Raw genomic sequence first — 19,983 nt, forward strand, 5'->3', positions numbered from 1 at the left:
GCCGCCCGTGGGTCGGCCGAGTCCTCGCTCCGGTGGACCGGCCGGGGGCCGCCGCCTCTTGGAGGCATGCGGCCGGTTGCTCAGGACTGCGTCGGCTCCACCGGCAGACCCTCCTCGCGCCACGCCTGGAAGCCGCCCACCAGGTCCGTCGCCCGGTGCAGGCCCAGTTGGTGGAGGGAGGCGGCCGCGAGGCTGGAGGCGTAGCCCTCGTTGCAGATGACGACGACGCGCAGATCGTGGCTGGTGGCCTCGGGGACGCGGTGGCTGCCCCGGGGGTCGAGACGCCACTCCAGTTCGTTGCGCTCGATGACGAGGGCACCGGGGATCAGCCCGTCCCGCTCGCGCAGCGCCGCGTACCGGATGTCCACCAGCAGGGCCTCGCCGGTCCGCGCCGCCTCGTGCGCCTCCCGCACCTCGATGCGCCGGTAGCCCGCGCGGACCCGCTCCAGCAGATCGTCGATGCCGACCGGCCGTGCGGTCGTCCCGCCGCTCACTGCCAGTCCTCCGGACGCTCGACCTGCTCCAGGCGCAGCACCGGGCCCGTGCGGCTGTAGCGACGGATCCGCGGCAGCGGCGGGTAGTAGGCGTGGACCGAGATCGCGTGCCGGTCGGGGGACTCGTTGAGCACTTCGTGCACATGGTGGTGGCCGAAGGCGCGGCCCTGCCCGGCGGGCAGCCGGCGCTCGCGGTCCACCCCTTCGGTGAGTTCGAGGGTCTTCCAGCCGTCGCTGGGCAGCCGCGCGGCCAGCGAGTACTCGGTGAGTTCGCCCGACGCGGTGAGGAAGGCGCCGACCGAGTCGGCATGGTCGTGCCAGCCGGTGCCGGTGCCGGGCGGCCAGCCGATCAGCCAGGCCTCGCTGCCGCCGGGGCCCTCCAGCCGTACCCAGGTGCGGCCCTGCGGGTCGAGCGGGAGCGAGGCGATCAGCGGAGTGTCGGCGGCCGTGCGCCGCGCGAAGTCGAGAAGGGCGGCCTGGGTCGGCGCCGAGCCGGCCGCGCGTGCGGCGGCAGGGGACGCAGTGGGGGAGACAGACACGTACACCGTCCTGAGAAGGTTCGCGAAACGGACGCACCACGGCGTCCGGAGAAAAACAGAGGAGCGAATTCAGCAGGAGGGGCGACACACGCAGCCCACATAGCGGACGAGGTCCATATGGACCCTCCGCCACAGGCGCACACAGGTGTCGGTCACGATCCGGAGTACAGCATGCTGCTGCACTCCGGTCAACTCACTGTCACCATATGGACAGAGGGTGAGGTGCGCACGGTCAACGGGCGCCGGAGCCGGCCTCGGCCCCCTCCTTCTCCTCCGTCTTCTCCCTCGTCTTCTCCTTCACGGCCTCTTCCTGCGCGGCCTTCTCCCTCTCCTGCGCGGTGCCGCCCAGAGTCGCCTCGGCAGCCGCATACAGATCGGCGGGGCGGACCCCGTTCAGCGCGGTGACCAGATGGCCGTCGGGGCGCACGAGCAGCACGCTGTGCGCCGGCGCACCCGGGTACTCCTCGGCCACCAGCAGCTCTGCCGGATGCGGCAGCGCGGTCACGGCGGCCGCGAGCCGGGGCATGACCCCGGCGGACATCCAGTGCTTGCGGTCCCACACGCCGGTGCCCGGAGCGATCAGCACGACCAGCAGCGCGCCGCGGCCCAGCCGGTCGCGCAGCTGTACGAAGGAACCGTCCTCCGCGGTGACCCGCACATCGGTGACCGGTGCACCGGGCGCGGTCTCGACCGCGATCTCGCCCTCCAGCTGCGAGGGAGCGAGCGGCGAGTCGGCGTACGTCCCCTGCGCGCCGACCGGGCCGCGCCCCAGGTGGCCGTCGGTGAGCAGCACGTCGTGGCCCCGGGCCGTGCCCGGGACGATGTGGCGCAGCCCGCCCCCGCCGCGCAGCACGGGCAGCACCTGGTCGGCGGCGCGCAGCCGGGCGGCGATCACCGCGCGCCGCTCGGTCTGGTAGCTGTCGAGCAGGGCCTCGTGGTGCCCGTGGTGCCAGGCCGGCGCCAGCTTCCAGGCCAGGTTGCCGGCGTCCTGAAGGCCCTCGTCGAGCCCCTGGGTGCCGAGCGAGCCGAGGAGATGGGCCGCGTCGCCGGCGAGGAAGACCCGGCCGGCACGCCAGCGCCGGGCCACCCGGTGGTGCACCGTGTGGACGCCGGTGTCGAGGAGGTCGTACGCCGGTGCGGAGTCGCCCGTCCAGCCCGAGAGGGTCTCGCGGATCCGGGCCACCAGGGTCTCGGGCGTGACCAGTTCCCTGCCCGGCGGCAGCAGCCAGTCCAGGCGCCACACGCCGTCCGGGAGGGGGCGGGCGGCCACCTCACCGGCCGAGGGCCCGGACGACCGCCACGGCGGCATCCGGTGGAGCAACGCCTGGCCCTCCCACGGCAGATCCACGCGCAGCGCGGCGACCGCGTGCCGCTCCACCGCCGTGCGGCCCGGGAAGCGGATGTCCTGCAGCTTGCGCACGGTCGAGCGGGGGCCGTCGCAGCCGACCAGATAGCTGCCGCGCCACCAGACGCCCTGCGGGCCGCGGGTGTGCGCGGCGACGCCGGAACGCTCCTGCTCGATAGAGTCGAGACGGCTGTCCGCGACGACCTGGACGAGCGGCTCGTCGGCGATGGCCGCGCGCAGGGCGGCGGTGAGGACGTGCTGGGCGATGTGCAGCGGGCCGCGCTCGCCCTCGCCGAAGGTGATTTCACTGATCACCTGCTTGCGCCGCACGGTCCGCCATCCGGTCCATCGCACGCCGTGGTCGCCGAGTGCGATTCCGGTCAGCCGCTCCACCAGGGCGGCGGTGTCCTCGCGCAGGACGACAGTGCGCGCCGGACGCGCGTCGTCCTTTCCCGGACCCTCGTCGAGGACGACGGCGGGCACGTCCTGACGGGCCAGCGCAAGGGCGAGCGTGAGCCCGACGGGCCCCGCTCCGACGACGATCACCGGATCCACGGCGCGGTGCCCCCTGCTCGCAGCGGTGTCCTGACGGCGGTGGCTGAACAGCAAGGTGAAGCGGGGTGCACGATCACAGAACGTATGCAACCCATTGGCAGAGTTTGCGTCAAGTGACCGGGGGCAGTGGCGATCATGCCACTGCCCCCGATGGGTCAAGCTGTTTGAGCGGTCGTCAGCTGGCGCGGCCGCCACCGTGCCCACCGCCGACGAAGCCGCCGCTGAGGTCAGATGGCGCTGGAGGCGCCTCCGGCGCCGGTCGCCGCCGTACCCGCGACGGCCGCCGCGTCCTGGGCTCCGAGGACCGCACCGGTCGACTTCTTGCGCTGCCGCAGCCGTCCCTCCAGCCAGCTCGCGAACGAGGTCACCGAGAAGTTGATGACCACGTAGATCGCGGCCACGACGGTGAGGGAGGCGATGATGTTGGCGCCGTAGTAGCCGGCCATCGTGTTGGCCGAGGAGAGCAGTTCGGGGAAGGTGAGGACCGCGCCGCCGAGCGCGGTGTCCTTCACGACCACGACCAGCTGGCTGACGATCGCCGGGAGCATCGCGGTGACCGACTGGGGCAGCAGGATGATCCGCATCACCTGGCTCTTGCGCAGTCCGATCGCCATGGCCGCCTCGGACTGGCCCTTCGGCAGGGCGAGGATGCCCGCGCGGACGATCTCCGCGAGCACCGACGCGTTGTACAGCACCAGACCGGTCACGACTGCGTAGAGCGGACGGTCGTCCGAACTGATGTCGGTGTACTGGGCGTAGAGCGCGTTCCCGAAGATCATCAGGACCAGCACCGGGATCGCGCGGAAGAACTCGACGACCACGCCCACCGGGACACGGATCCACGCGTGGTCCGAGAGCCGGGCTATGCCGAGCACGGCACCGAGCGGCAGCGCGATGACCATCGCCAGCGCCGCGGCCTTCAGGGTGTTCTGCAGGCCGGGCCAGATGTACGTCGAGTAGGCCTCGGTGCCGGTGAAGAACGGCTTCCACAGGACCCATTCCAGCTGGCCCTTGTCGTCCAGGGACCGGTACACCCACCACAGGACGGCCGCGAGGACGACGAGGAAGCCCGCCGTGTACAGGACGTTGCGCCGCTTGCCGCGGGGGCCCTGGGCGTCGTACAGGACCGAACTCATCGCTTCACCGCCACCTTCTTGCCCACCCAGCCGAGGATCAGACCGGTCGGCAGGGTCAGGCAGCAGAACCCGAGGGCGATGAACGCGGAGATCGCCAGCAGCTGCGCCTCGTTCTCCAGCATCTGCTTCATCAGAAGTGCCGCTTCCGCCACGCCGATCGCGGCCGCCACGGTCGTGTTCTTCGTCAACGCGATCAGCACGTTGGTCAGCGGGAGGACCGCCGCGCGGAAGGCCTGCGGCAGCACGATCAGCCCGAGCACCTGCGTGAAGCTCAGACCGATGGCGCGGGCCGCCTCCGCCTGGCCCACCGGCACGGTGTTGATGCCTGCCCGGATCGCCTCGCAGACGAAGGACGACGTGTAGACGATCAGACCGAGCACGGCCAGCCGGAAGCTGTTCGTGTCGACCACGTCGGACCCCAGGTTGACACCCAGCGTGTCCCTCAGTCCGAGCGCGGCGAACAGGATGATCACCGTGAGCGGGATGTTCCGCACGATGTTCACGTAGGCGGTGGCGAAACCGCGCATCAGCGGCACCGGGCCCACCCGCATGGCGGCCAGCAAGGTGCCCCAGACCAGGGAGCCCACGGCGGAGAGCAGCGTGAGCTGCACCGTCGTCCAGAAGGCGCCCAGCACGTCGTACTTGTCAAGAAAGTCGAACACGATCTCCCGTGCTTCCGCGTGTAGGGATGCCCCGGTGCGCCGCCGTCAGGAGCGGCGCACCGGAGGAGCGTTGCCTCAGCTCTTGATGTCGCCGATCTTCGGAGCGGGCTCGTTCTTGTAGTCGGCCGGGCCGAAGTTCTTCTCCACGGCCGTCTTCCAGGAGCCGTCGGAGACCATCGCCTCAAGGGCCTTGTTGATCTTGGCCTTGAGGTCGCTGCCCTTCTTGACGCCGATGCCGTAGTTCTCGTTGGTCATCTTGAGGCCGCCGAGCTTGAACTTGCCCTTGAACTGGGACTGGGCGGCGTAGCCGGCGAGGATCGAGTCGTCCGTCGTCAGGGCGTCGATCGCCTTGCTCTGCAGACCGGTCAGACAGGCCGAGTAGGTCGGGTACTGCCGGAGCTGCGCCTTGGGGGCCAGCTTGTCGTGGACGTTCTGCGCCGACGTGGAGCCGGTCACCGAGCACAGCTTCTTCTTGTTCAGGTCCGAGGGCGACTTGATGGTGTTCTCGTCCGCACGGATCAGCACGTCCTGGTGGGCCAGCAGGTACGGGCCGGCGAAGTCGACCTTCTGCTGACGCTCCGGGGTGATCGAGTACGAGGCGACGATGAAGTCGACGTCACCGCGCTGCAGCATGGTCTCGCGGTCGGCGCTCTTCGACTCCTTCCACTCGATCTGGTCGGCGCTGTAACCGAGCTTCTTGGCGACATAGGTGGCCACGTCGACGTCGAAGCCCGAGTAGCCCTGCGGGGTCTTCTGGCCGATGCCCGGCTGGTCGAACTTGATGCCGACCGTGATCTTCTTGCCACCACCGGAGGAGTCGTCGTTCTTCTTGCCGCCGCCGCACGCGGTGACGGACACGGCGAGGGCGAGGGCGATGGCCGAGGCGGCGGTGGCCTTGCGGAGCTTCATGCTGAACATCCTTTGAGTGGTGAGGAGTCGAGGTCCCTGAGGGACGGGTGATCGAGGCGGGCCGGGCGGGCCGATGCGCCTCGGCGGCGTCAGTGGTGCAGGATCTTCGACAGGAAGTCCTTGGCCCGGTCGCTGCGCGGATTGCTGAAGAACTGGTCCGGCGCAGCCTGTTCGACGATCCGGCCGTCCGCCATGAAGACCACCCGGTTTGCAGCCGATCGTGCGAAGCCCATCTCGTGGGTGACGACGATCATCGTCATGCCCTCACGGGCGAGCTGCTGCATGACCTCGAGGACCTCGTTGATCATCTCGGGGTCGAGGGCCGAGGTCGGCTCGTCGAAGAGCATCACCTTCGGGCCCATCGCCAGTGCCCGCGCGATGGCGACACGCTGCTGCTGGCCGCCGGAGAGCTGCGCGGGGTACTTGTCGGCCTGGGTGCCCACACCGACCCGGTCGAGCAGGGCGCGGGCCTTCTCCTCGGCCTGCTTCCGGTCCGTCCTGCGGACCTTGATCTGGCCCAGCATCACGTTCTCGAGCACGGTCTTGTGCGCGAAGAGGTTGAACGACTGGAAGACCATCCCGACGTCCGCCCGCAGCCGGGCCAGTTCCCTGCCCTCGTGAGGCAGCGGCTTGCCGTCGATCGTGATGGTGCCCGAGTCGGTCGTCTCCAGGCGGTTGATGGTGCGGCACAAAGTCGACTTTCCGGACCCCGAGGGTCCGATGACCACGACGACCTCGCCGCGGGCGATCGTCAGGTCGATGTCCTGGAGCACGTGCAACGCGCCGAAGTGCTTGTTGACACTCTTCAGGACGACCAGTTCGTCGGTCGCGGCCACATCGTCCTTGGCCACCGATACTTCGGTCATCGCTCTCGGGCTCCGTCCTCCTCGGTTTCGGTGGACAGTAATGAGGCGCTGTGACCTGCGTCATCACATCTGAGGGAGATCTGAGCATCACGATCCGATAGCAATCGGACACGTGTCGTAGCACTTGCGACGTGTGCGCATATCGGCCGGATAACGGAAGCGACGGGCAACCGGAACGCTCTTGACGCCGTCCTTGTCCATCAGCGTCACTGCCATGGTGCACGCGCGCGTGCACGCGATTACCGAACGTACGAGAACCATGACCGTACGACCACTGAACCGGAGGGGGCCGGGATGAGGCTGCTGCTCGTCGAGGACGACAACCATGTCGCCGCCGCTCTGTCCGCGGTCCTCGCGCGGCACGGATTCGACGTCACCCACGCACGCAGCGGCGAGGAGGCCCTCCAGGCACTCGTCCCGGAAGGCGCCGGATTCGGCGTGGTCCTGCTCGATCTGGGCCTGCCCGACCAGGACGGCTACGAGGTCTGCGGCAAGATCCGCAAGCGCACCAGCACCCCGGTGATCATGGTCACCGCACGCTCCGACGTCCGCTCCCGCATCCACGGCCTCAACCTGGGCGCCGACGACTACGTGGTGAAGCCCTACGACACCGGGGAACTGCTCGCCCGGATCCACGCCGTCAGCCGGCGCACCGCCCACGAGGACCCCGCTGCCGACGGCGGGAGCGCCCTGCACCTCGGAGCGGTCCGCATCGAACTGCCCACCCGGCAGGTCAGCGTCGACGGCTCGGTCGTCCAGCTCACCCGCAAGGAGTTCGATCTGCTCGCGCTGCTCGCCCAGCGCCCCGGGGTGGTCTTCCGGCGCGAACAGATCATCAGCGAGGTGTGGCGCACCAGTTGGGAGGGCACGGGACGCACCCTGGAGGTCCATGTCGCCTCCCTGCGCGCCAAGCTGCGCATGCCCGCGCTGATCGAGACCGTACGCGGCGTCGGCTACCGCCTCGTCGCCCCGGCCGCCTAGCGGGGACGGGTGCGCACACGCCTCCTGCCGCTGCTCATCGTCCTGATGGCGGCCGTGCTCCTCGCCCTCGGTGTCCCGCTCGCCATCAGCGTGGCCGCCGCCCAGCAGCAGACGGTCGTCGTCGACCGGATCGACGACACCGCGCGCTTCGCCGCGCTCGCCCAGTTCGTCACCGACGGGCCCAGCGGCTCGCGCCGCACCGCTCCGGACGAGCGCCAGGAGACGCTCAGCCGCGAACTGCAGAGCTACTACGGCGTCTACGGCATTCGCGCGGGCGTCTTCTACCGCAACGGCTCGGCCATGGGCAACGCCCCCGGCGACTGGTTCGTACCGCAGACCGGGGAGGTCCGGGAGGCGTTCGACGAAGCGCTGCTGAGCCGCCGCAGCCACGATCCCCGGCAGGTGTGGCCCTGGCAGCGCAGCCGGCTGATCGTCGCCTCCCCGGTGATCCGGGACGGGGACGTCGTGGCGGTGGTGGTCACCGACTCGCCCACCGGGCCCATGCGTTCGCGGATCCTGCGCGGCTGGCTGTTCATCGCGGCCGGCGAGATCGCCGCCATGCTGCTCGCCGTCGGTGCCGCACTGCGGCTGACCGGCTGGGTGCTCAGACCGGTACGGATCCTGGACGCCACCACCCACGACATCGCCACCGGTCGCCTGAAGTCCCGGGTCGCCGTCGGCGGCGGGCCGCCGGAACTGCGAAGGCTGGTCCGCTCGTTCAACGAGATGGCCGACAACGTCGAGGACGTGCTGGAGCAGCAGCGTGCCTTCGTCGCGGACGCCTCGCACCAGCTGCGCAATCCGCTCTCGGCGCTGCTGCTGCGCATCGAGCTGCTCGCCCTCGAACTCCCCGAGGGCAACGAGGAGATCGCCTCGGTCCGCACCGAGGGCAAGCGCCTCGCGCAGGTCCTGGACGACCTGCTCGACCTGGCGCTGGCCGAGCACGCCGACGCCGACCTCGCGCTGACCGATGTCGGCGCGCTGGCCGAGGAGCGGGTGGCCGCCTGGTCACCGGCCGCCGCGGCCAAGGGCGTCCGGCTGGCCGGCGACTGCCCGCCCGTCACCGGCTGGGCCGATCCGATCGCCCTGTCCAGCGCGCTGGACGCGGTGATCGACAACGCCGTGAAGTTCACCCCCGAGGACGGCACGGTCGAGGTGACCGTCACCTCCGACGGCGACACCTCGACGGTCGTGGTCACCGACACCGGCCCCGGCCTCACCGACGAGGAGATCGCGCGCGTGGGCGACCGCTTCTGGCGCAGCGGCCGCCACCAGAACGTGAAGGGCTCGGGCCTCGGCCTGTCCATCAGCCGCGCCCTGCTCGGCGCGGGCGGCGGCTCGATCACCTATGGGCACCACGAGCCGCGGGGGCTGCGGGTGACGGTGACGGTGCCGAGACACGCGGAGCCGGGCGGGGAACTGCCTCGGGAGGCTCGCTGACCCCTCGGGGGCTCGGCTAGGGCCTCACCGACGGGGCTCGGCCCGGCTTCGTCGAGGGCAGCTCGGCCAGTGCTTCGCCGAGGGGGCTCGGCCGGGGCTTCACCGACGGGGGGCTCGGCTAGGGCTTCACGGACCGGTAGTAGCGCCGGGCGCCCTCCTGCAGGGGCAGCGGGTCGGTGTAGACCGCGGTGCGCAGGTCGACCAGTTGCGCGGAGTGGACGTGGGCGCCGATGTCGTCACGGCTCTTGATCACCGTGCGGGTCAGCCACTCGGTCAGCCGGGGATCCATGTCCGTGCGGGTCATCAGCACGTTGGACACCGCGATCGTCGGCACCGTGGAGCCGTGCTGCACGGACGGGTACGCCGACTCGGGAATGCTGGTGGCCCGGTAGTAGCGGGCCGCCCCTCCCTCGGCGTGCAGTCGGGTGACGATGTCGCCGCCGATCGGCACGAACTTGAAGCCCGTCCGCTGTGCCAGCTCGACCAGCCCCTTGGTGGGCAGTCCGCCCGACCAGAAGAAGGCGTCGATCCTGCCCTGCGCGAGGCGGGCCGGTCCTGTGTCTATGCCGTCGGAGGACGGGGTGATGTCCTTGCGCGGGTCGATGTGCGCGGCCCGCAGGACCCGGTTCGCGATCAGTCGCACCCCGGAGTCGGCCAGGCCGATGGCCACCCGTTTGTGCCGAAGGCCGGCGACGCTCGTGATCGCCGAGTCGCGCGGCACGATCAGCTGCAGGTAGTCGTCGTAGAGCCGGGCCACACCGCGCAGCCGGCCGGCGCCGCTGCGGTCCTGCGCCTCGTACGTCTCCACCGCGTCGGCCGCCGCGATCGTGAAGTCGGCCTTCCCGTCCGCCACCCGCTGCACGTTCTCCTGCGAGCCGGCGCTGTTCAGCAGCTTCACCGTCAGACCGGGCATGTCCCTGCCCAGCTCGGTGCGCAGCCGCTCCCCGTACTCCTGGTAGACGCCGCGCGGCGTGCCGGTGCTGAAGACGATCGTGCCGGTCGGCGGTTTCTCGCCCAGGGGAAGCAGCCACCACAGCAGCAGCCCGACGGCCACGACGCCGGCGGCCGCACCCTGGACCGCCCGGCGCCTGCTGAAACGGGGGAACACCTTGGACATGCGGGCGATCCTGCCAGGCCGCGGACGGAGGTGACCAGGGCAGGGGTCACTCCGGGCCCTGCACCGGCGCGCGGGCGGTGTCAGTGGCGGCCGATAGAGTCGCCGCATGAGCCATTCGCCCGCCCGCCTCGTCCACGAGTTCCATCTCGCCTTCGGTCTCGACGCACGCAGCACGCCGACCGAGGTGAGTCCCGAACTGGCCGCGCACCGCGGGGAGTTGCTCGCCGAGGAGGCCACGGAGGTCGCCGAGGTGTCGGTGGAGGGCCCGCTGGACCGGCTCGCGCACGAGCTGGCGGACGTGGTGTACGTGGCGTACGGCACGGCCCTGGTCCACGGCATCGACCTCGACGCGGTGATCACCGAGATCCACCGCGCCAACATGAGCAAGCTGGGCCCCGACGGGGAGGTCGCCCGCCGTGCCGACGGCAAGGTCCTCAAGGGCGAGCACTACCGGGCGCCGGACGTGTCGGCCGTGCTGCGCCGCCAGGGGTGGAGACCGGGCGGCGCAGCCTGACGTCCGCGACGGCGGCTACGACGACAGGGAGCCGCCCGCCAGCTTCCACTCGCGGTGCAGCGAGCCCAGCGGAATGCTCCGCTGCAGCACCGGTGTGCCGAAGATGGACAACTGGAGCCGCAGCGTGCCCGACAGGTCGACACCGCCGTACGCCGCCCAGTCGCCCTTGGCCTGCACGCCGCCGGTGCCCGAGTCGGCGGTGACGGTGCCGGAGGCCTCGCCGCGCAGGTACGGAGCCAGGTCGGCGGTGACGCCGACGGTGCCGTAGAGACCGACGGACGCCTCGGCGCCGAGGGCCGTCTTCACGCTTCCCGCGGTGGCCAGCGAGGCGTGTACCGGCGTGCTCTTCATGTCCGCCGAGCTCACCGGTGTCCAGCCCTTGGTGGGCGCGAAGGTGCCGCCCGCCTTGAAGTCGCCCCTGAGGCTCTGCTGGACGTCGACGGTGACATGGCCGTCGGCGCTGATCTGGAGGTAGCAGGTCAGGTCGAGGTTGACGACCACGGGGACGGGGCCGACCTGCAGGACGGGGTCGGCATGCAGCTTGGCGAAGGGGATCCGCAGCGGGGTGGCGGTGGTCGCGGCGGCCCGGCCCTTGAAGGCCCACCCGGAGGTCCAGTCGCCGGAGACGCCGAGGTACGCCGAGCCCGGCGACGCGTCGGTCCCGCTGCCGCCGTAGGTGAAGTCGACCTGGGGAGCCACCTGGACGAACCCGGACAGCGAGGCGGCGGCCGACACCGGGGCGTCCTTGGGCGTCGCCACCGAGGTGCCGACGTCCAGCCGCAGACTGCCGAGCGGCACGGTCGCGCCCTTGGGGCCGAGATGCACGTCACCGGCCTTGGACCAGGAGACCTTCACGTCGGGCAGCAGCTTGTCGACGGTGAAGGAGGACGGGTCGACCGGCACGGTGCCCTTCGCCGTGTCGTCGCCCAGCAGCGCGTTCAGCGCCGCGGGCTCGGTCTGCACCTCCGTGCCGCGGTCGGTCTCGCCGATCACCTTGGTGACCTTGGCGAGCAGCCCGTGCGGCGCCCCGGGCGCCGGGGCGCTGGCGATGACGTCGCCCACGGCGGCCTCGTGCGGCGCGGCCGAGGCGGTGGGGGAGGAGCCGGCGGAGGGAGTGGCGGAGGGGCCGACGGACGGGGCGGCGGAGGCCGAGGGGCTCTGTGAAGTCCCGCTCGCCGACTGTCCCTTGGAGAGGACGGCCCGCCGGGTCCGGCTGTCGTAGGAGCTGATGCTCAGCTTGGTCTTGTGGGCCCGCCGGCTCGAACCGGCCGGGCCGGCCGTGGCCGTCGCGGTGGCGGCGGGCGTCGGGGCGGCCGCGACGGTGAGCTGGTGGTCCGCGGGGCCATCGGCGGCCCGTACGTCCTGGCCGTGCCCCGATGCCGGCTGTTCGGCGTGGGGCGCTGAAGAGGAGCAGCCGGCGGAGAGAAGGAGGGCGGTCACGGCGAAGGCGGGCAGGAGGGCCCGCCTGTGCCTCGTGCGTCTGCGCAAGGTCGGTCCTGTGAGAGGTGGGGGGTGGAGACGAAGATGCACCGACAGCAGCCGGTTCTACCTATGGGTAGAACCGGCGGGTAACTCGGTGGCGAGCCATGAGCATGCCATGGCTGCGCGCACTGAACTCTCACAATTCGGCCACACTGCAACGTGACCTGAACCACGGTGAGTTCAGGCCGTGCGGTGGCTGGATCCCGGGCGGGCGGACCGAGGGGGTTCGAGCGGGCGGGTGAAGGAGGAAGAGGCGGGCGAGCCGAGGAGGTTCGAGCGGATGGGTGAAGGAGGTTCGAGGGGGGGCGGACCGAGGAGGCTCAAGCGGGGGGCGAAGGGGGCCCAAGGGGGTGGACCGAGGAGGTTCGAGCGGGCGGGTGAAGGAGGAAGAGGCGGGCCGCGGCTGGCCGGGGCGTGCACCCCCGAAGAGGCGGCCGGGAGCCGCTGCCGCGGCCCGTACCCGTGACGGGTCGGCGTGGCGCGCCTCCGTGGCCCGGAAGGGGAAGTCCGGTGCCGCGGCCCGCCCTTGTGAGGGTCAGCGGGTCGTACCCCCGTGGCCCGGAAGTCCGGTTCCGCCGAGCCGGGTCAGCAGGGCGGACAGTCGGCCGAGGTCCTCCTCGCCCCATGCGGGACCCGCGAAGATCTCGGCGGCGGTCTCCTGCGCCGTGGCCAGCATCTCCTTCAGTCGCAGCTTGCCGGTCCCGGTCAGCGACGCGTAGGCCACCCGCGCGTCACGGGCGTCCGGCTCGCGGGTCACCAGCCCGATCCGCTCCAGGGGTGCGAGCCCACGGGTCACCCCGGACGCCGTCAGCCCCAGGGCCTCGGCCAGGTCGACCCGTCGCATCCGGCCGCCCGGCGCCTGCCCCAGGCGCAGCAGCATCGTGAAGTCGGCCAGGCTCACGCCGTGCAGGCCGCCCAGCCGGGCGTCGAAGCGCCGTACGAGAGCCGCCTGTGCCCGCACGAGCCGCAGCGCGGCGTCAAGGGCGTCACTCACGTCCGTTTCCCCCTCCGCGCTCGTCGCATCTGTTCATTGCCATCTCCTTGAGTAGTCAAGTTTATGAGCCGCTCGCACGCACGGCGCGGCGCTGCCGCTTCCCCAGCGGCGCCTGGGAGAGGTCCTCCGCGCCGGAGCGGAGGTTCTTGAAGCCGTAACCGCGTTCGGTCAGCCACGCCTTCGCCGCCTCTTCGGCCCGCTCGGTGGCCTCCAGGATGTCCTCCTCTTCCTCCCCGGTGTCCGAGAACCGGAAGACGAAGGCGCTCCGGGCGGCGATGTCGTAACTGAGGTGCCCCTCGGGCGTGTAGGCGGAGCGGAGCACGTCGTGCTCGGCGGCGTCGGCCAGCAGGTCGGCCCGCTGGGCGGCGCTGAGCCCGTCGAAGACGCCGCGGACGGTGATACGAAAGGTCCGGATACTCATTCCGCGACCTTAAGCGGGACCGCAGGCCCGACTCCAGCGGGTTTGCGGGCCGCCTGTGCTGCTGATCAGCGGGCCTCCGCGAGGCGATCGGCCGGCCGGAACGGTTCCCGCACCCCGGCGATGTCCACGAACCGGACGCGCTCGCCGTGTGGGCAGGGCGCGGGCCCGTGCTGCTGCACGAGCGCGACGACGACCGATTCGCGATGCTGCTGGAAAGGGCCGGCGCGTCGACCCTGGCCGAAGGGGCGGACGGCGACGAACTGGTCGCCGCCGTCGCTGTCGCTGTCGCCGCCGATTCCGCCGGGCCCGCCGCGGACCGCAGTGGCCAGGCTCCTCGACTACGCCGACCCCCTCGCGGAGTTGCTCACGGAGCGCGCGGGGGGACGGCGGCAGCGCGGGGAACGCCTCACCCGCCCTGGCACGGCGTGGCGTACGGAAGTTCCGGTATGTAGCTCGTCCATTGCGCCGCAGTGAGCAGGCCCGTGGTGGTGGCGCAGATCCGCCGGACCGCCCGGCCGAGCCCGAGCGGAGTGAGCTGGATCGTGCCGTCCGGTCCTGCGGTGACGAGCAGCCGGCCGTCCGGGCTGTAGGCGGCCGTCTCGATCGCGTCGGTGTGCCCGGCGGTGAGCCCCCTGCCCCACGGGGCCGGGCGGGCCGGGTCGGTGAGGTCCCACAGCAGGACGGTCCGGTCCTCGCCGGCCGTGGCGAGCGTGCGGCCGCCCGGCCGGAACCCCACCCAGGACACCGCGCTGGTGTGGCCGGTCAGTGCTGTGCCGAGTGCGGTGGCGCGCGCGGGAGCCGAGACGTTCCACAGGCGCACGTCGTGGCCGGCGCCGGCGGTGGCCAGCAGCCGCCCGTCGGGACTGAACGCGCCCCACCGGGTGCCGCCGGTGTCGCCCGTGCGGATGTCCGGCAGGGCCCGGGGACGTGCCGGAACCCTGATGTCCCACAGCCGGACCCTGTCGTCCTCGCTGGTGCTGGCCAGGGTGTGGCCGTCGGGGCCGACCCCCGCCCAGTTGACGTGGCTGATGTGACCGGGCAGCGGGCTGCCGAGGGCGGCGGGACGTGCGGGGTCGGTGACGCTCCACAGCCGCAGGCTGTACTTCGGGCCGCCGGTGACCAGGACCCGCCCGTCGGGAGTGAAGGCGAGCACGCCGGCGGCAGGGTCCGCGTCGCCGGTGCGGACCAGGCCGGCCTGCCGGGGCCGGCCCGGTGCGGAGACATCCCACAGCCGTACGGTGCCGTCACCGTCGGCACAGGCCAGCAGGCGGCCCTTCGGGTGGAACAGCACCCGGTTGGCGTGGCGTTCGGCCGGCAGCTCGCTCAGCTCCCTGCCCCGCGCCGGGTCCCGGACGTCCCACAGCCGTACCCGCCCCTTGTCCGCGCTGGCCATGCGGCGGCCGTCCGGGCCGAACGCGACGCTGGCGACGGCACCGATGCGGCCGCCCAGTGAGGGGTTCGGGAGGTGCCACAGCCGTACGGTGTGGTCGTCGCTCGCGCTGGCCAGTGACCGGCCGTCGGGGCTGAACGCCACCCAGTTGACGAATCCTGTGTGGCCGGTCAGCGGCTGTCCGAGGGCGGCCGGATGCAGCGGGTCGGTGACGTCCCACAGCCGGATGCTGTGGTCGGCGCCGCCGGTCGCCAGGGTGCGGCCGTCCGGGGAGAACGCCACGGCGAGCAGGGTGTCGGTGTGCCCGGTCAGCGGCGCGCCCAGCGCCTTCGCGTGGGCCGGGTCGGCGACGTCCCACAGCCGTACCTTGTGGTCGTTGCCCACGCTGGCCATCACCCGGCTGTCCCGGCGGAACGCGACCGCGTAGACGACGTCCGGGCCGCTCAGCGGCGACCGCCACGGCCGGGGACGCGTGCGCCGGGTGACGTTCCACAGCCGGATGAGGTGGTCGTGGCCGGGCGCGGCCACCGTACGGCCGTCCGGGCTGAAAGCGGCCGAGGCGACGGAGTCGGTGGCGCCGGTCAGCGGCCGGCCCAGCGCCCTGGCGTGGGCCGGGTCGGCGACGTCCCACAGCCGCACGGTGCGGTCGTGGCTCGCGGTGGCCAGCGTGCGCCCGTCACGGCTGAAGGAGACGGAGAAGACGAAGTCGCGGTGCCCGGTCAGCGGCCTGCCCAGGGCCCGTGGGTGCAGCGGGTCCCGGACGTTCCACAGCCGTGCCGTACGGTCCCGGCCCGCGCTGGCCAGGGTGTGGCCGTCCGGTGAGAACTGCAGCCAGTACACCCAGCTTGTGTGCCCGGTCAGCGGCTTGCCCAGCGGGACGGGACGGGCGGGATCGGCCAGGCTCCACAGCCGGATGGTGTCGTCACCGGCCCCGGTGGCGAGGAGACGGCCGTCCGGTGAGAACGCCACCGCGTACACCGCCTGGGAGTGCCCGGGCAGCACCGAGGACAGCGGGAGGTTCTGGGTGTCCAGCAGGCCCGCCTCGGCCTCCCGGCCCGGCCGCAGCCGGTGCGCCGCCACGTACATCCGCGCGGCCAGCGACGGATCCGTCGCCGCCAGCTGGCCCGCCTCGGCCACCACCTGCTCCGCCACCGCCCTGTCCCGGCTCGCGCGGGCCAGCGAGCGCTGCTGGAAAGCGACGACGGCGGCCGTCGAAGCGAGCAGCAACAGAGCGGAGACCGCGGACAGCAGGACCCGGAAACGCCGGGCGGTGCGCGCCGCCACCCGCCGCTCCTGCGCGCGGGCGGCGCTGCTGGCGTCGAGGAAGGCACACTCGACCGGGCTGAGTTCCGCGCGGTGCCCGGCGAAGCACTCCTCGGCCGTGGCGAGGCGGGTGCCGCGGTACAGGGCCCCGGGGTCCTGGGCGAGCCCCTTCCAGGCACGGGCCGCCTCGGTGATCTGGCGGTGGACCCGCAGCCGGTCGCGGGCGTCGTCGATCCAGGACTGCAGCCTGGGCCAGGCGGTGATCAGCGCCTCGTGGGCCAGGTGCACCGTGTCGCCGTCGAGCGTGATCAGCCGTGCGCGGGCCAGCCGTTCCAGCACCGGGGCGGTGTCGGCGGGAGAAGCGGTGCTGCTCTGCGCCTGCAGTTCGGCGTGGTCGGCGGGGCGACTGGTGTCCTGGGCCCCCTCGCCGGGAGTGATCAGCCGCAGCAGGATGCGCCGGGCGGTCTCGGCCTGCTCCGGGGAGAGCCGGCCGTACAGCTCCTCGGCGGTGCGGGTGAGGGCGCCGTGGACACCGCCGGCCGCCCGGTAGGCGGCCAGGGAGAGGGTACGGCCCTTGCGGCGGCGCCAGGTCTCCAGCAGAGCATGGGACATCAACGGCAGCCCGCCGGGTTCCTCCGCGACGTCCTCGATGATCTCCGCGGTCAGCGTGCGCTCGACGATCAGCCCGGCGGCCGCGGCGGGCCGGACGATCGCCGCGCGCAGTTCGGCCGGCCCCATGGGGCCGAGGAGGAGGGTGGCGTCCCTGATCGCCGCGGCGAGCGGGCGGTGCTCGGCGCAGCGGCCGAAGAAGTCCGCCCGCACCGCGATCAGCACCCGCAGCCGGTTCTCCGGCTCGGTCGCGGCCGTCATCAGAGCGAGGAAGGCCGTACGCTCGGCGGCATCCGTGCACAGGGTGAAGAGTTCCTCGAACTGGTCGACCATGACGACCGTGTCACCGGGTTCCCGGCTCGCCGTGAGCGCATCGGCGTGCGTGGACGACGGGCGTGGCCCCGGGGTGAGGATCCGGACGGCCGCCGGCCGGCATCCCGGCGCCTCCTCGGCCCGCAGGGCGGGGATCAGCCCCGCGCGCAGCAGGGAGGACTTGCCGCTTCCGGACGCGCCCACCAGGGCGACCACACGGTGGGTGCGCACGCGCTCGGCCAGCTGAGCCACGAGCTGGTCGCGGCCGAAGAACAGATCCTGGTCGCCTGGTTCGAAGCGGGCCAGGCCCCGGTAGGGGGCGTCCGTGTCGTCGGTGTCCGTCTCCGCGGCGGCCACGTCCTGTGCCGCCGCGTGCCAGCGCTGCTCCCACTCCCCGGCGTCCGCACCGCATGCCCGCACAAAGGCCAGCACCACCCCCAGGGACGGCAGTTGCTCGCCCGCGGCCGCCCTCGACAACGTGGTGACCGAGTAGTCCGTGCGCTGCGCCATGGCCCGGTAGGTCAGACCTCCCGCGTCCTGGCGCAGCTTGCGTAACTCGAACGCGAAGCGCTGGATCGGCCCTGCGGCCGGATCCAGCGGGCCCTCATGACGCCCCATCCCATCCCCCCACGGTCGGCACGAGCAGGACACGAGCAGGAAGGGACAACCCTTGCACCGCCGTGTGCGGGGCGCATCCCTGAGCAGCGCGTTCCAGCCGACCGGTGTCCAGGGCCGGTTGCCGGGTGTTTGTTTCACCGGCCGTTTCGAGGGTGCGCAACAACGAGCCCGCCCAGAGCCTGGTGACGGATCCGCGCACCGGGGCCGCACGACGGCGTCGCCGTGGTGGCGAGGCCGGTGACCGGCGGCGACGGGGGTGTCGCCGGAGCACGTCCCGGACGTGGACGCGGGGATGCCGTTCCCCGGCCGCGTGGCCGTCACGGCCACGCGGCCCCATGACCACCGCCACAACGGGCGGACGACCGAAAGGACATGTACGGATGGCGCATGAACGGGTGGGGCGGGGACGGGTAGGGCCAGGGGCGGCCCTCGGTGGATTCGCCGCGGTGGCCGTCACCGCCGCACTGCTGGCCACCCCGGCAACGGCGACGGCCACCGTCGGTACGGGCCTCGTGCCGGCCGGCGCGACAGGCCCCGTCCACGGCGCGCCCGGCACCGGCCGGGGCCACGGAACACAGCCGCGGCCGGCCGCCGGTGCCGCGGGTGCCGCCGTGCGAGGACTCGACGTCAGCGCCTACCAGGAGACCGTGGACTGGGCCGCGGTCGCCGCAGGCGGAGCCTCCTTCGCCTACGTCAAGGCGACCGAGGGCACGACCTACATCAGTTCCCGCTTCTCCGGACAGTACGACGGAGCGGCGCAAGCCGGCCTGATCCGCGGCGCCTACCACTTCGCCCGGCCGGACAAGTCCTCCGGCGCCGCCCAGGCCGACTACTTCGTCGACCACGGAGGCGCCTGGCGGCCCGACGGCAAGACCCTGCCGGGCGTCCTCGACGTCGAGCCCACCCCGGGCCTGCCCACGTGCTACGGGGTGGACCCGGGGACGACGGTCCGCTGGATCGCCTCGTTCGACGGCGAATACCTGCGCCGCACCGGCCGCCACCCGGTGATCAACACCAACGCGTCGTGGTGGTCGCAGTGCACCGGCAACTCGTCCGCCTTCGCCGCCACCAACCTGCTGTGGATCGGCAGCTACACCGGCACCCCGCATCCGCTGCCCGACGGCTGGTCCCGCTACGCGATCTGGCAGACCTCCGACTCCGGGCCCTTCCCCGGCGACCAGGACCTGTTCAACGGCACGGCGCGGGACCTGCGGAACCTCGCCCGCAAGGGCACCTACACCCCGCCCCCGCCGCCCAGGGCCGGCGCCTGGCCGGTCGTCCAGCAGGGCTACGCCGGCCGCCAGGTGACCACCCTTCAGTACCTGCTGGACGCCCACGGCGCGTCGCTGTCGGTCGACGGGTCCTTCGGCGCGGGCACGCGGGACGCGGTGGTCGCCTTCCAGACCCGCAACCAGCTGACCCCCGACGGCGTCGTCGGCCCCGGCACCTGGCTGGCACTGGTGAATTGACCTCATGCCCCGAGGGGCCGGAGCAGGCCGTCTCCCGACCACCCGCACTGCTCTGTCCGTGCGTGCGGGTCCCACGAAACACTCGCAGAGAGGAAGACGCACCATGTCCATGCGTACGAAGGCCGTGCTCGCGATGACCGCAGTGGCGCTCGGCGGCGGTCTCGCCGCAGCGCCCGCCGTCACGGCGGCGACGAGCTCCGCCGTGACGGCACCGCTCCGCGCCGCCGCGACCTACAGCTGCAGCGTCCACTGGCGCGAGACCGCCAACTACGCCGGCTACACGGCGGGTTACAGCTGGGCCTGGAACGACGTCGTCTCCCCCGGACACGTCGGGGACCGAACGGCCGAGGTCCAGTGCCTGCTGAAGTACTGGGGGTACAACCCGGGCACGGTCGACGGCATCTACGGCGACAACACCACGGCAGCGGTGAAGAAGCTCCAGTCCGACTACGGCCTCAGCAAGGACGGCTCGGTGGGACCGGAGACCTGGCCGGTGCTGCGCGGCGGGTACAGGAAGTAGCCGAGCACCGGAGCCGGCCGAGCACGGGAACCATCCGGGCCACTGGAGCCGGCCGGGCACGGGAGCAGGCCGAGCCCTTGGGCTGACTGAGCGCTTGAGCCGGCCGAGCGTTTGAGCCGGCCGGGCACGGGAAGCAGGAGGAGACCCCTGCGCACGACTGGCGAGGCCGCAGCCTCGGGGCTGCGGTCTCGCCTCCGTGCCGCCTCCGTGCCGCCTCCGTGCCGCCTCCGTGCTCCCTCCATCCCCTCTCACGAAGCGGGGGGATGGAGGGAAGGGGGCGTCCCGCAGGCTCTTACCCTGAAGGCAGGACCAAGAGCGGCCGGAGTCCGGCAGCGGGAGGCCGAGGA

The 19,983-nt window shown here is 72.3% G+C and carries 17 protein-coding genes; 5 read left to right on the forward strand and 12 right to left on the reverse strand.

Annotated features, from left to right (window positions below):
• Positions 1–80 precede the first annotated feature (80 nt).
• The 7 genes from ACFZCP_RS27980 to ACFZCP_RS28010 form a co-directional block, all read right to left on the reverse strand.
• Positions 81–494, reverse strand: coding sequence for a rhodanese-like domain-containing protein (locus tag ACFZCP_RS27980; protein ID WP_391431686.1), 414 nt, complete (start codon positions 492–494; stop codon positions 81–83).
• Positions 491–1,033 (reverse strand): cysteine dioxygenase, encoded by a 543-nt coding sequence (locus ACFZCP_RS27985; protein ID WP_391431689.1) that lies wholly within the window; start codon positions 1,031–1,033, stop codon positions 491–493. The genes ACFZCP_RS27980 and ACFZCP_RS27985 overlap by 4 nt, the downstream gene beginning before the upstream one ends.
• A gap of 232 nt (positions 1,034–1,265) precedes the next feature.
• On the reverse strand, positions 1,266–2,933 hold the full coding sequence (locus ACFZCP_RS27990) for an FAD-dependent monooxygenase (protein WP_391431692.1): 1,668 nt from the start codon (positions 2,931–2,933) through the stop codon (positions 1,266–1,268).
• Between the two features lie 227 nt (positions 2,934–3,160).
• On the reverse strand, positions 3,161–4,069 hold the full coding sequence (locus tag ACFZCP_RS27995) for an amino acid ABC transporter permease (protein WP_362687738.1): 909 nt from the start codon (positions 4,067–4,069) through the stop codon (positions 3,161–3,163).
• Complete coding sequence (locus tag ACFZCP_RS28000) at positions 4,066–4,731, reverse strand: ABC transporter permease subunit (protein ID WP_391431695.1); 666 nt, start codon at positions 4,729–4,731, stop codon at positions 4,066–4,068. The genes ACFZCP_RS27995 and ACFZCP_RS28000 overlap by 4 nt, the downstream gene beginning before the upstream one ends.
• A 75-nt stretch (positions 4,732–4,806) precedes the next feature.
• A complete protein-coding gene (locus ACFZCP_RS28005; RefSeq protein WP_391431698.1) occupies positions 4,807–5,640 on the reverse strand; it encodes a transporter substrate-binding domain-containing protein in 834 nt (277 codons plus the stop codon).
• 89 nt (positions 5,641–5,729) lie between these two features.
• Positions 5,730–6,506 carry an amino acid ABC transporter ATP-binding protein gene (locus tag ACFZCP_RS28010; protein WP_362687730.1) on the reverse strand — a complete coding sequence of 259 codons (777 nt, stop codon included), beginning with the start codon at positions 6,504–6,506 and terminating at the stop codon, positions 5,730–5,732.
• A gap of 294 nt (positions 6,507–6,800) precedes the next feature.
• On the opposite strand from ACFZCP_RS28010, the gene ACFZCP_RS28015 reads away from it, so the two are divergent.
• Together ACFZCP_RS28015 and ACFZCP_RS28020 are read left to right on the forward strand one after the other, a co-directional pair.
• A complete protein-coding gene (locus tag ACFZCP_RS28015; RefSeq protein WP_362687727.1) occupies positions 6,801–7,487 on the forward strand; it encodes a response regulator transcription factor in 687 nt (228 codons plus the stop codon).
• Positions 7,488–7,496: 9 nt separating this feature from the next.
• Positions 7,497–8,927, forward strand: coding sequence for an ATP-binding protein (locus ACFZCP_RS28020; RefSeq protein WP_391431704.1), 1,431 nt, complete (start codon positions 7,497–7,499; stop codon positions 8,925–8,927).
• A gap of 118 nt (positions 8,928–9,045) precedes the next feature.
• On the opposite strand, the gene ACFZCP_RS28025 is transcribed toward ACFZCP_RS28020, so the two are convergent.
• Positions 9,046–10,044, reverse strand: coding sequence for a TAXI family TRAP transporter solute-binding subunit (locus tag ACFZCP_RS28025; protein ID WP_391431707.1), 999 nt, complete (start codon positions 10,042–10,044; stop codon positions 9,046–9,048).
• A 106-nt stretch (positions 10,045–10,150) separates the two neighbouring features.
• Between ACFZCP_RS28025 and ACFZCP_RS28030 the strand changes: the two genes are divergently transcribed.
• The gene (locus tag ACFZCP_RS28030) at positions 10,151–10,558 is read left to right on the forward strand and encodes a MazG nucleotide pyrophosphohydrolase domain-containing protein (RefSeq protein WP_362687719.1); all 408 of its coding nucleotides are present in this window, start codon (positions 10,151–10,153) and stop codon (positions 10,556–10,558) included.
• A 15-nt stretch (positions 10,559–10,573) separates the two neighbouring features.
• Here the strand turns inward: ACFZCP_RS28030 and ACFZCP_RS28035 are convergent, their stop codons facing one another.
• The 4 genes from ACFZCP_RS28035 to ACFZCP_RS28050 all read right to left on the reverse strand — a co-directional run bounded on the left by ACFZCP_RS28035 (position 10,574) and on the right by ACFZCP_RS28050 (position 17,647).
• Entirely contained in the window at positions 10,574–12,046 is a 1,473-nt protein-coding gene (locus ACFZCP_RS28035; RefSeq protein WP_391431711.1) for a hypothetical protein, read from the reverse strand.
• Between the two features lie 529 nt (positions 12,047–12,575).
• Positions 12,576–13,034, reverse strand: coding sequence for a MarR family transcriptional regulator (locus ACFZCP_RS28040; protein WP_391431714.1), 459 nt, complete (start codon positions 13,032–13,034; stop codon positions 12,576–12,578).
• Positions 13,035–13,095: 61 nt separating this feature from the next.
• A complete protein-coding gene (locus tag ACFZCP_RS28045) occupies positions 13,096–13,455 on the reverse strand; it encodes a DUF6204 family protein (RefSeq protein WP_391431718.1) in 360 nt (119 codons plus the stop codon).
• Positions 13,456–13,861: 406 nt separating this feature from the next.
• Entirely contained in the window at positions 13,862–17,647 is a 3,786-nt protein-coding gene (locus ACFZCP_RS28050) for a helix-turn-helix domain-containing protein (protein ID WP_391431720.1), read from the reverse strand.
• Positions 17,648–18,027: 380 nt separating this feature from the next.
• On the opposite strand from ACFZCP_RS28050, the gene ACFZCP_RS28055 reads away from it, so the two are divergent.
• Both ACFZCP_RS28055 and ACFZCP_RS28060 read left to right on the forward strand, forming a co-directional pair.
• Positions 18,028–19,116: a GH25 family lysozyme gene (locus tag ACFZCP_RS28055; RefSeq protein WP_391431723.1), complete on the forward strand. Its 1,089-nt coding sequence runs from the start codon at positions 18,028–18,030 to the stop codon at positions 19,114–19,116.
• 103 nt (positions 19,117–19,219) lie between these two features.
• A complete protein-coding gene (locus tag ACFZCP_RS28060; protein ID WP_391431726.1) occupies positions 19,220–19,636 on the forward strand; it encodes a peptidoglycan-binding protein in 417 nt (138 codons plus the stop codon).
• Positions 19,637–19,983 lie beyond the last annotated feature (347 nt).

The organism is Streptomyces sp. NPDC007971 (assembly GCF_042958635.1).
Taxonomy (GTDB): domain Bacteria; phylum Actinomycetota; class Actinomycetes; order Streptomycetales; family Streptomycetaceae; genus Streptomyces.